General features: G+C 42.0%; 13 protein-coding genes. 3 read left to right on the top strand and 10 right to left on the bottom strand.

Annotated elements, in window-relative coordinates:
* Positions 1–7: 7 nt before the first annotated feature.
* From F3G98_RS00070 to gpmI, 10 genes are all read right to left on the bottom strand, one after another.
* Positions 8–217, bottom strand: a complete 210-nt coding sequence (locus tag F3G98_RS00070; protein WP_002941393.1) for a hypothetical protein — start codon at positions 215–217, stop codon at positions 8–10.
* On the bottom strand, positions 207–926 hold the full coding sequence (locus F3G98_RS00075; RefSeq protein WP_149725573.1) for a purine nucleoside phosphorylase YfiH/LACC1 family protein: 720 nt from the start codon (positions 924–926) through the stop codon (positions 207–209). The genes F3G98_RS00070 and F3G98_RS00075 overlap by 11 nt, the downstream gene beginning before the upstream one ends.
* Before the next feature lie 10 nt (positions 927–936).
* Positions 937–1,551 carry a riboflavin synthase gene (locus F3G98_RS00080; RefSeq protein ID WP_149725574.1) on the bottom strand — a complete coding sequence of 205 codons (615 nt, stop codon included), beginning with the start codon at positions 1,549–1,551 and terminating at the stop codon, positions 937–939.
* A gap of 427 nt (positions 1,552–1,978) precedes the next feature.
* Entirely contained in the window at positions 1,979–2,821 is an 843-nt protein-coding gene (locus F3G98_RS00085) for a YwqG family protein (protein WP_103608612.1), read from the bottom strand.
* Positions 2,822–2,832: 11 nt separating this feature from the next.
* Entirely contained in the window at positions 2,833–3,687 is an 855-nt protein-coding gene (locus F3G98_RS00090; protein ID WP_149725575.1) for a CbrC family protein, read from the bottom strand.
* A 200-nt stretch (positions 3,688–3,887) separates the two neighbouring features.
* On the bottom strand, positions 3,888–4,823 hold the full coding sequence (accA, locus tag F3G98_RS00095; protein ID WP_149725576.1) for an acetyl-CoA carboxylase carboxyl transferase subunit alpha: 936 nt from the start codon (positions 4,821–4,823) through the stop codon (positions 3,888–3,890).
* 1 nt (position 4,824) lies between these two features.
* A complete protein-coding gene (locus tag F3G98_RS00100; protein ID WP_021085320.1) occupies positions 4,825–6,036 on the bottom strand; it encodes a beta-ketoacyl-ACP synthase II in 1,212 nt (403 codons plus the stop codon).
* 34 nt (positions 6,037–6,070) lie between these two features.
* Positions 6,071–6,304 (bottom strand): acyl carrier protein, encoded by a 234-nt coding sequence (gene acpP, locus F3G98_RS00105; RefSeq protein ID WP_002941395.1) that lies wholly within the window; start codon positions 6,302–6,304, stop codon positions 6,071–6,073.
* Positions 6,305–6,390: 86 nt separating this feature from the next.
* Positions 6,391–7,134 (bottom strand): 3-oxoacyl-ACP reductase FabG, encoded by a 744-nt coding sequence (fabG, locus tag F3G98_RS00110; RefSeq protein WP_021083753.1) that lies wholly within the window; start codon positions 7,132–7,134, stop codon positions 6,391–6,393.
* A gap of 36 nt (positions 7,135–7,170) precedes the next feature.
* The gene (gene gpmI, locus F3G98_RS00115) at positions 7,171–8,634 is read right to left on the bottom strand and encodes a 2,3-bisphosphoglycerate-independent phosphoglycerate mutase (protein WP_149725577.1); all 1,464 of its coding nucleotides are present in this window, start codon (positions 8,632–8,634) and stop codon (positions 7,171–7,173) included.
* A 79-nt stretch (positions 8,635–8,713) separates the two neighbouring features.
* Between gpmI and mraY the strand changes: the two genes are divergently transcribed.
* The 3 genes from mraY to murD are packed head-to-tail and all read left to right on the top strand — an operon-like array spanning position 8,714 to position 11,519.
* Positions 8,714–9,778: a phospho-N-acetylmuramoyl-pentapeptide-transferase gene (gene mraY / locus F3G98_RS00120; protein WP_103606821.1), complete on the top strand. Its 1,065-nt coding sequence runs from the start codon at positions 8,714–8,716 to the stop codon at positions 9,776–9,778.
* Between the two features lie 3 nt (positions 9,779–9,781).
* The gene (locus F3G98_RS00125; RefSeq protein WP_149725578.1) at positions 9,782–10,297 is read left to right on the top strand and encodes a hypothetical protein; all 516 of its coding nucleotides are present in this window, start codon (positions 9,782–9,784) and stop codon (positions 10,295–10,297) included.
* A 4-nt stretch (positions 10,298–10,301) separates the two neighbouring features.
* Complete coding sequence (murD, locus tag F3G98_RS00130) at positions 10,302–11,519, top strand: UDP-N-acetylmuramoyl-L-alanine--D-glutamate ligase (protein WP_149725579.1); 1,218 nt, start codon at positions 10,302–10,304, stop codon at positions 11,517–11,519.
* Positions 11,520–11,637: the final 118 nt, after the last annotated feature.

The following is an 11,637-nucleotide window of genomic DNA, read 5'->3' on the forward strand; positions in this document are numbered from 1 at the left end:
TTCTCCTTTATTTGCTAAGTTGTACTTTTTCTTCTATCTCCATCAGTTTTATAAAAATTTGCTCGATATTTTCTCTATCCACGGCGCTTAGCTCCATCTTTTTTGAGCTAAGTAGCATCTGCACAAACTCTTCATTCATAAGCTGCTCAAAGCCCAAATTTCTAGCGTTTTGAGCTATTTTTGCCGCTAGTGGATTTTTAAAGCTCTCATATCCCATTTTTATCCTTAAATTTCACTGCAAATCCGCAAAATCTGCCGCACACGCCGTCTCTTCGGTATGAAAAATATCTCTCATCGCAGTGCGTGCAGACTTCGCTAAAGTTTAAATTTCTAACCCCAAGTGCGCTAAATTCATCTCTCAAGGCCGCGTTCATATCAAAATTTCTACCTATCTTATATGCGTTAAATTCCCCAAGATCAAGCTCGCCCACCTCGTAGCAGCCGCCTTTTATATTTGCTCCGACAAAGACGCTCATCTCGCCCGCTCTTGAGCCAAATTTCTCGCCCATAAGCGTAACTGCTTTTGTGCAAATTTTTAGCATCACGCCGGCTCTTCCTGCATGAGCCACGCAGATAGCGCCCTGCCTCTCATCTATCATCACAACTGGCGAGCAGTCAGCCACCAAAACGCAGATGCCTACACCACTTAAATTTGTGATCACAGCGTCGCACTCTGGCAGCTCGTCTTTTTCATTTTCAAGGACAAAAACTTTGTCCGAGTGGATCTGCTTCATAAATTTAAGCTGCCTAACGCCTAAATTTCTAGCCAAAATTTCTCTATTTTTTATGACATCTTTTGGCTCATCGCCCACGTGATCGCCCAAATTTAGCGAGCTAAAGTTACCTTCACTCACGCCGCCAAGCCTGTTTGTAAAGCCAGCCATAATGCCATTTTTATCAAAAACGATATCTAAATTTTCACGCATCTTCACTCGCTTAGTAAAGGCTTGAAATTCTCTCGATCTCGTCCCAGCTAAGGCCGCCATTTTGCTTAGCTTCAATCATCCTAGCCACGTAGCGAGCCAGCAGGTCACTCTCGATATTTACGCGTCTGCCGACCTTGAAAGTGCCAAAAAGGCTATCTCTAAATGTGATCGGTATAATGGTTAGCCTTATGCCCTTTGGCAAAATTTCATTTATCGTAAGGCTCACGCCCTCGACTCCCACCGAGCCCTTGTTTGCCATAAGAGCCATCGCCTCACATGGCAAGTCTATGTAAAAATCAACGCCATTTTCATGCTTTTTTATAGCCGAGATCACGCCTATAAAGTCGATGTGCCCTTGCATCAAATGCCCATCTACGCGCTCGCCAAGCTTCATCGCGGGCTCGATATGCACCAAGCCACTTAAATTTTCAACCGCGACATTTGCCCTGCTCTCTGCGCTTAGCTCCACGCTAAAGCCATCATCGTATAGTTTTATGACGCTTAAGCAAGCGCCATTTACTGCGATGCTATCGCCTAAATTTGGACGAAATTTAGCCTTTAGTCGTAAAACATTTTGCGAGTAGCTAATGACCTCGGCAAGCTCCCTGATTAAGCCATTAAACATATTTTGCCTTTAAATTTTTTAAGGATTTTACTAAATTTTGCCTAAATTTGGCGTATGGATAGATTTGCTGGTTACGTGAAATTTAAAAGATATAAATGCCAAATATCACAACTGGCATAAAGATACGCTTTTGAGCGGTCACGCAAAAAAACAAAAAAACGCGAGTGCAACCTAGAAAAAGAATATAAAAAAGCTGGCAAATTTGGTGTTAAGCCGCTAGTTTGGGAGTAAAAGTCACTTGCAAGGTAAATTTAGCTGGCGGTAAATTATAAAAAAATTAAATTTGATCTAAGTAGCGTAAATTTAATCTACCATTTGCCTTTAAATTTACATATTCTAAGCGCGAAATTTATATGGCTCACCAAAAAACAGCAATAATAATTTTACTACCAGACGCATATCAAAAGCTCTTGGCTAAATTTCGCCCCTAACTCGTTTGCAAAACTAGCCACGTCTTGCTAAAGTCACGCGCCGCTAGGTCGTCCTTTTTTATCCATAGATAAACTCTACCCTCTCCGTCCCAGTCCATGTCACTCTCCCAGTCGCTATCTATCTGCAAAAGCAGCTGCCACTGGGCGGCATTTTTCTCAAACTCCGCGATATTTTGGTGGTGATAAGCGCTACCATCGCCGCAGTCAAGGCCGTTTGCCACGAGCTCGCACTCTAGCTCCATGCCATCTTGGATGTTGTCAGAGTGACCAAGGAGCTTGTTTTCTTTGGCCTGCCAGCTTGGCTCGATGATCTCGTGATATGCCTCCCACTCCTCCTCTCTAAATTTGGCAAATGGCACGAGCGAGCTTTGCAAACTTGGCAAATTTTGCTCATTTTTAAAGCTAAGAGAGCGTGCGCCAAATGTGAAATTTCTGCTATCCACGTTTTGTCGAGCAAGCTGGTCTTGAGCTACCTCACTAAAGATCACGGCAAAGCCCTTTTTATCAGCAGGGTCGTAGCCCCAAATGCGTAAATTTATATCATAAAAAAGATAGAGCATGCCACTTTTTGGTAATAACCCGTCGGTGTCAAATTTGCTAACTTCAGCAAAATTTATCTGCGCCACAAAGCTAAGCGAGCCGTTTTCATTTGATGGCCAAGACACGCTAACTGGCAGATCTGGCTGTCCGCCAAATTTAGACACTCCAACAGCGATATCACCGTCATCTTTAGCCTGCGTATCTATCTTTATAGCATTTTTGGCCATTGGCTTTAAAAACTCAAAAAGCCCCTCCAAGCCGCGCTCTTTGCAGCCTTTTGCAATTTCATTTAGATCCATTTTTCCTCTTTCTAGCAAGCATCAATGTAGATGTGATACTTTTTGCAGTGCAAGCATCGAAACAAATACCCAGCAAAGTCGCCGCCCGCTACGAGCAGCTCGCGAGCCATTTTGACGTCATACTCGTCTCTTTTTGCGTAGTCATCAAAGACCTCGTATGCAATGCCAAGCTCAAGAAGCTCCTTAGTGCCCACATCGCCCAAAAATGCGCAATAATCATCACAGCACGCCACCCAGTGCTCGCCTTGCCAGCTCTCATAGCCAGGTGTTCTATTAAAAAGCTCATCATCTTTTTTGGCGTCAGTAGTGGCTAGTTTGTCGGCATCTTGCACAAAGGTAGCGTCAAATTTGTTAGCAGCTTCTCCATTTGCGATGCAGGCTGGGCAAAGATATGTAATATCTTGCTCGCTATAGACGCCATTTTCATAGTAAATTTCTGTCTCTTTACCGCAGCACTCGCAGGTAACGCTCATATCATCTTTAAATGCACCTGTTTTTAATGGATCTGGGTGATAACGAAATTTTGGCAAGGTGGCAGCCTTTGCCTTTTGAGCTAAAATTTGCTCTTTACTTTTTGGCCTTGGCACCGCCCATTTGTCGCCCTCATCCAAAAACTGCGCAAGGTAGCCAAGCGTTTTTAACTGCTTTTTGTCGTTTTTATAGTGTATCTTTAAAAGTAACTCGTAAGCGCTCTTTTGCATAGACAAAAGCTGATAAATATCGACTAAAACGTGTTTTGCCTGCGCGTCCTTGCTTGCTTCAAGCTCTTCTTTGAACTGATACAAAGCCTCCACGCTCGTTGCATCGCCGTTATTTTTGTAGTAATCTTTTGAAAGTTTTATATATTTTTCTTGAAATTTATCCACAAATAGCCTTTATGAAATTTGCTAAGAATTTTAGCTTTAAACACTTAAAAGTCGCATAGATGAGTTATTAAAATTTAAAAGAATGGGATAAAAATATAAAATTGTTTAATTTTTAAAATTTAAAAAAAGTATTAAATTTAGCGTAAAGGAGAGCCGCAAGCAAATTTACTTAAATTTCAACTCACTTGCGACTATAAATTTTACTCTTCGTAAGCTCCAATAGAGAGGATTTTGTCTATTCTTTTTGCGACAAGCTCGTTTATATCAAGCTTCTCAAGCTCGGCTAGCTCTGAGATGAAGTAGTTTGCAAGTGCCTTTGCTGCACCATCTTTATCTCTATGAGCTCCATTTATCGGCTCATTTATCACGTCATCTATAAGCGATAAATTTTTTAAGTCATCAGCCGTTATCTTCATCGATTTTGTGGCTTGCTCTTGTTTAGCTGGGTCGTTCCAAAGTATCGCCGCACAACCTTCTGGTGAGATGACTGAAAAGACAGAGTTTTTCATCATGGCAAGTCTATCAGCCACACCAATAGCTAAAGCACCGCCACTTCCGCCTTCGCCGATAACGACAGCTATTATTGTAGTTTTTAAATTTGCAAATTCAAATAAATTTCTAGCTATGGCCTCGCTTTGACCTCGCTCTTCAGCACCAACACCAGGATACGCACCTGGAGTGTCTATCAAAAATAAGATAGGTAGGTTAAATTTCTCAGCCAATTTTGCTACGCGTAAAGCCTTTCGGTAGCCCTCCGGATGAGGCATACCAAAATTTCTTTTTAGTTTATTTTTAGTGCCACGACCTTTTTGCTCGCCTATAACGATAGTCTTTTTGCCTCCGATATAGCCGATGTAGCAGACTATTGCTGGGTCATCGCGAAACGCCCTGTCGCCATGGATCTCATAGCCATCAACTAAAAATGAATTTATATAGTCAATAGCATATGGTCTATCTGGGTGACGAGCAAGTTGCAAACGTTGATATTCGTTTAAATTTTTATATACTTTTGATATCTCTTTAGATAGGTTCTTATTTAAAATTTCAACAGCATGTTCATCGCCTCTGATCTTAGCATTTGCTATATCTTCATCAATCTGCTTTATGCTCTTTTCAAAATCTAAATAATTTGACATCTTAATCCAACTTTTTAAATATCACGACGCCGTTTGTTCCGCCAAAGCCAAATGAGTTGCTCATGACAGCTTTTATATCAGCTTTTCTAGCTTTATTTGGAACGTAGTCTAGATCACAGTCTGGATCTGGCGTTTCGTAGTTTATCGTTGGAGGGATGATGCCATCTCTCATTGCCATTATAGATATGACAGCTTCGATCGCACCAGCACCACCTAAGCAGTGTCCAGTCTGACCTTTAGTTGAACTAACTGGTGGGCACTTATCACCAAAAACAGCCTTTAGTGCAGCTGTCTCATTTTTATCATTTACTGGTGTTGAAGTACCATGTGCATTAACATAGTCTATCTTTACGCCTTTTGCCATATCAAGTGCTTGTTTCATCGCGCTTAATGGACCTTCAAGTGTTGGTGATGTGATGTGGTGTGCGTCTCCGCTCTCACCAAAGCCAACTACTTCAGCGTAAATTTTAGCACCTCTTGCAACAGCTGACTCATACTCTTCAAGCACAAGTGCGCCAGCGCCCTCACCCATTACAAAGCCATCGCGGTTTGCATCAAATGGCCTTGATGCCTTACTTGGTTCATCGTTTCTAGTTGATAGCGCTTTCATCGCTGCAAAACCGCCTATGCCAACGCCACAGATAGTTGATTCAGCGCCGATAACTAGCATATTTGTTGCTTGACCGATCATTATGCATTTTGCAGCTTGTGATATCGCATGAGTGCTTGCCGCACAAGCTGTTACGCTTGATAAATTTGGACCTTTTAGTCCGTGGTTTATTGAAACTATGCCACCTAACATATTTACAAGTGCAGATGGGATGAAAAATGGCGAAATTCTCTTTACGCCTTTTTCAAAATATGTGATTGAGTTTTTCTCAATATTTGGCAAACCACCTATACCAGCCGCTGAACTAACGCCAAATTTATGAGCATCAAACTCCTTAAAATTTGCATCAGCCATAGCTTCGTTAGATGCTTTTATGCCAAGCTGTATGAAACGATCTACTTTTTTCACCTCTTTGCCGTCTAAAATGCTATTTGGATCAAAATCAGTTATCTCGGCAGCAATTTTAACAGGGAATTCGCTTACATCAAAGCTCGTGATCTCTTTCACACCTGTTTTACCCTCGCAAATAGCCTTAAAAGAGCTCTCTTTATCAAGACCAAGTGCGTTTATCATGCCAATACCAGTTACAACGACTCGTTTCAATACATCTCCTTAAATCAAACTATGCAAATTTAAATTATTTGCCTAGTTTTTCTATATAATTTACAACGTCTTGAATGCTTACTAATTTTTCTGCTTCGCTATCAGGAATTTCTACTTCAAATTTCTCTTCTAAAGCCATAACTAGCTCTACAACGTCAAGTGAATCAGCGCCTAAATCTTCGATGATTTTAGACTCTAGTTTTACCGCTTGTGGATCTACGCTTAGTTGCTCTACAACTACGTCTCTTACGTCTTCAAATACTGCCATTTAAGGTCTCCTTATAAAAAATGTCTGTTATCTTATAATATTTACGCTTTTATTTATTTTAAATTTCAAAACTTGTTGAAATTTCATCACATATAAAGTCCGCCATTTATTTTTAGCGTCTCGCCAGTCACGTAGCTAGCGTGATCACTTAGTAAAAATGCAACCGCCTCGGCCACCTCGCTAGCACTGCCAAAGCGTTTTAGCGGGATATTATCGCTATAAGTTTTTTTCACCTCATCGCTTAGCCCATGCGTCATATCAGTCTCGATAAAGCCTGGAGTTACGCTGTTAAAGCGGATATTTCTACTTGCGCCCTCTTTTGCAAAGCTCTTGCTCATGGCGATTAGTCCGCCCTTGCTGGCTGAATAATTCACCTGTCCTGCATTTCCCATCTCGCCAACGATAGATGCGACGTTTACGACCGCTCCAAAGCGCTTTTTACTCATCACTTTCAAAGCCTCTCTACATCCTATGAAAGCTGAAGTTAAATTTGCATTTATCACATCTGTAAATTCGCTAGTTTTCATGCGAAGCGCTAGCTTGTCATTTGTGATACCAGCGTTATTTACGAGGTAGCTTAGCTCGCCGTCGCTATCAACTATCAAATTTATACCTTTTATAAACTCATCTTCGTCTGTTGCGTCAAATTTTATCACCGCAGCCTTGCCGCCATTTTGCTCGATCTCAGCCTGCAAAGCGTCTGCTATCTCAGGCTTTGAGCGGTAGTTTATCCACACCTTTAAGCCCATATTTGCAAGCGTCTTTGCGATCTGTGCGCCGATACCTCTGCTTGCACCTGTTATTAGCACGTTTTTTCCGCTAAATTTCATAGATTCTCCTTATAAATTTTGCTTATATTATCAAATTTAAAATAACGCCTCGTCCATTTCAGCTGGGATATCAAGCCCCATGAGCTTTAAAACGCTAGGCGCGATGTTGTTTAGGCCGCCATTTTTTAGCTCTTTTACCCCATCAGCCATCACAAAGCAAAAGACGTCATAGGTAGTGTGGTTTGTCAGTAGCTCGCCGCTGCTATCACGCATCTCTTCGCAGTTTCCGTGATCGCTCGTGATGATCATAGCGTAGTTTTTTTCTCTTGCTTTTGCGTAAATTTCTCCAAGAGCCGCATCCACCGCTTCGACTGCCTTGATAGCAGCCTCGTAGTTACCAGTGTGCCCCACCATATCGCCATTTGCGAAATTTACCACGATAAAGTCTTGCTCGTCATCCATGCCCTTTAGCACGGCTTTGCAAACCTCAGCAGCGCTCATCTCTGGCTTTTCATCATAGGTTTTTACTTTTGGACTAGGGATGAGCACCCTAGTTTCGTTGCTAGCTAGCTCCTCGACGCCGCCATTAAAGAAAAATGTTACGTGGGCGTATTTTTCAGTCTCAGCCGTGTGAAGCTGCCTTAGACCAGCAGCTGCTATGACCTCGCTTAGGGTGTTTTTTATCTTTTCATTTTTAAATAGCACTTCAAATTTAAAATTTGCGTCGTATTCGGTCATGGTGATTAGATTTTTGATAGCAAAAGGTCGCTCAAACTCGCTAAATTTCTCTTCACCCAGAGCCTGACAAATCTCTCTTGCCCTATCATTTCTAAAATTTATTACGATCACGCCGTCATCTTTGCCTATGCCACTAAAGCCATTAAAGCTTGCTGGCTTTACAAACTCGTCTGTCACGCCCTCATCGTAGCTTTTTTGTAGATACTCGCTTGGCGATAAGCTACTTAAATTTGCTCCCCCTACCAAGCTATCATAGGCCTCTTTTACGCGCTCCCAGCGTTTATCTCTATCCATCGCGTAAAATCTCCCGCAAACGGTCGCTACCTTAAATTTAGCCTCCAAGCTTTTGATGAAATTTAAACCGCTATTTGGGCTAACGTCGCGTCCGTCGGTGATAGCGTGGGCAAAAACCTCGCAGCCATTTTTACTAGCAAGCTCGCACATACCATCAAAATGCTCTAAGTGAGAGTGCACGCCACCGTCGCTATATAGCCCCATGACGTGAATTTTTTTGCACTTTTTAAAAAGAGCCTTTAGCGCTTCATTTTCTGCTATTGAGCCATCATCAAAGCTGCGTGAAATTTTGACCAAATTTTGATACAAAACTCGTCCGCTTCCTATGCACATGTGCCCTACTTCGCTATTTCCCATCTGCCCTTCAGGTAGCCCCACAGCGTTTCCAGAGGTTTTTATGAGTGAGTTTGGAATTTCTTTAAAAAATTTATCGTAGTTTGGCTTTTTGGCCGCCTCAAATGCATTAAATTTGCCATTTTTGTTTGATCCAATGCCATCAGTTATTATAAGTATAGTTTTTTGAGCCATTTTTAAATTTTATCCTTAAATTTAGATAATTTTTAAGGCCATTATACTAAAATTGCTTTTTTTTAAAATAAAGGCCCCTATGTTTTACTATATCTATGAAATTTTAAATTTTAATATCTTTCAGTATATCACCGTTCGCGCTGGCATCGCGTTTTTTATAGCATTTATCTTGACAGCTTATCTGATGCCTAAATTTATCGCTTGGGCAAAGGCAAAAAACGCCGCCCAGCCTATCTACGAGCTAGCCCCACAAACTCACCAAAAAAAGGCCAAAACGCCGACCATGGGCGGACTTGTCTTTGTCTTTACGGCCGTGATCGCCACGATCATCTGCGCTAGGCTTGATAACGCCTTTGTGCTAGCATCGCTCTTTTGCCTAGTTTGCTTCACTCTGCTTGGCTACAAGGATGACTACAGCAAAATTTTAGGTGCGAAAAACCACGCCGGCCTAAGCCCAAAGGCAAAGCTCTTTTTTCAGTTTCTCATCGCCTTTTTGCTCGCAGCATTTTTATACATCAGCAAAGAGCTAAACACCGAGTTTTACCTGCCATTTTACAAGCAGCCGATCTTTGATATGAAAATTTTTGCCATTTTCTTTTGGACGCTTGTTATCGTCGCAGCCTCAAATGCGGTAAATTTAACAGACGGACTTGACGGACTTGCCGCCGTGCCATCGATATTTTCGCTTCTAACTCTTGGCGTTTTTGCCTACATCTGTGGCCACGCTGTCTTTAGCTCGTACCTACTTTTACCAAAAATCGCAGGCGTTGGCGAGAGCGTCGTTGTGGCCTCTGCGCTAATTGGCTCGCTCATGGGCTTTTTGTGGTTTAACTGCCATCCGGCCGAGGTCTTTATGGGCGATAGCGGCAGCCTAAGCGTTGGTGCATATATCGGCTTTATGGGTGTTGCGACCAAAAATGAAATTTTGCTCACCATCATCGGCCTCATCTTTGTCGTTGAGACACTAAGCGTCATCTTACAGGTGGGCAGCTTTAAAATTTTTAAACGCAGAATTTTCTTAATGGCGCCTATACATCACCATTTTGAGATAAAGGGCTGGGCGGAAAATAAGATCATCGTGCGCTTTTGGATCATCGCACTTTTAGCAAATTTGATCGCACTAACCGCGCTAAAGATCAGGTAGATCATGCGAGCGCAGATAGAGCCAGACTTTGAGAGTGCTAGAAAAAAATATGATGAAATTTTGGAGCAAATTTTAGCCTATACCGACTATTGCGACGAATTTGGCGATGAGGATGGCGAAGAGTACCACAAAGTAGAGCAGCGTCTAGCCAAGATCAGCGGCAAAGATATGAGTAAATTTAGCCTGCACGAGTGGTGGGAGGCCGAGGGCGCTGAAAATCTCGCCTTTGACATCGCTTTGCCAGAGCCAAAAGTGGTGCCTGATATAACAAAAGACGAGCTTAGCGAGATCGTAGAGCGTATGTTGGCGCCTGTGCCTGAATTTGATGATGATTTTTTAGAGGCATTTTACGCAAGAGTGACATTTGCCTGCAAAGGCGCTTATTTTGCAGAGTTTTTAAAGCTAAATTTTGCCCAAACATTTAGCTTTGAGCTCTTTGATCGCCGCGAGATAGAGGGCGTGATGCGTGAGCTAAGTGCTAACGAGATAGTAGAAATTTTATGGGGCAAAAGAGGATAAAAGCATGAGAAAATCACTATTTGGCTATGGTGGCACGACAAAGGCTATCGCTAAAAACTTCGTAAATAACGGACTTTGGGATATATATGATGATAAATTTAGCGAAATTTCTAAGGACGAGTTTGGCAACGCTCTTTTGCCAGTTAGCGAATTTGACCCAGCAAAAAGCGGCCTAGAGATACCAAGCCCAGGCATCCCGCCTCACCACGAGCTTATAAAAAAAGCTAAAAATTTAATTAGCGAATATGACTATTTTTATGAAATTTACAAGGCGCATCTGCCATTTAACGTCTGGATAAGCGGCACAAACGGCAAGACGACGACTACAAAGATGATGCAGCACCTGCTAGAGAGCAAAGGCTCAGTCATGGGCGGAAACGTCGGCATCGCGCTAGCAAATTTAAACCCGCACGCTAAAATTTGGATACTTGAGACTAGTTCATTTACGCTACACTACACAAACCGCACAACGCCTGGCATCTACGTGCTTTTGCCGATCACTCCAGATCATCTAAGCTGGCATGGCAACATGAGCGAATACGAAAAAGCAAAGCTTAAGCCGCTTGCTAGCATGAGTGAAACAAGCGTAGCTATCGTGCCTGAAATTTACGCTAAAACGCCTACAAAAGCCAAAGTGATCACCTATAAAGATGAGAGCGACTTGGCTAAATTTTGCGGCGTAAATTTAAGCGATATAGCCTTTAAAACGCCGTTTTTGCTTGACGCACTGCTAGCACTTGCGGTGGAGAAAATTTTATTTGACCGCTGCGATGTAGGGCTTTTAAACACATTTGTTATTGAAGCAAACAAGCTCGAAGAATTTACTGATAAGATGGGTCGAACCTGGGTAAATGACACAAAAGCGACCAATATAGATGCGAGCATTCAAGCCGTAAAACGTTACAAAGATCACTTCATGCACCTAATCTTAGGCGGCGACGACAAGGGCGTTAGCATGGATGAGCTATTTGAGATTTTAAAGGGTCTTAAAGTCAAAATTTACGCCATCGGCTCAAACAGCGACAAACTTATGAATTTAGCTGCTAATTTTAACGTGCCTGCCCTAAAGTGCGACTTTTTACAAAACGCTGTAAATGAGATAAGCAAAGAGCTAAAAAGTGGCGAGATAGCGCTTCTAAGCCCAGCAGCTGCGAGCCTTGATCAGTTTAAGAGCTACGCCGAGCGAGGAGATAAATTTAAAGAGTTTATAAGGGCTCTTTAAAGCACAATTTTCTCTTAAATTTACTCTGCTATTTCATAAATTTATAGGCTTTTTGATCTGAAGCAACGATATCACCTAGTATATTTCACTAAAATCACAAAAAATAATAGTTTAGCTA

Origin of the sequence: Campylobacter concisus, from assembly GCF_902460895.1 — a bacterium.
Taxonomy (GTDB): Bacteria; Campylobacterota; Campylobacteria; order Campylobacterales; family Campylobacteraceae; genus Campylobacter_A; species Campylobacter_A concisus_BC.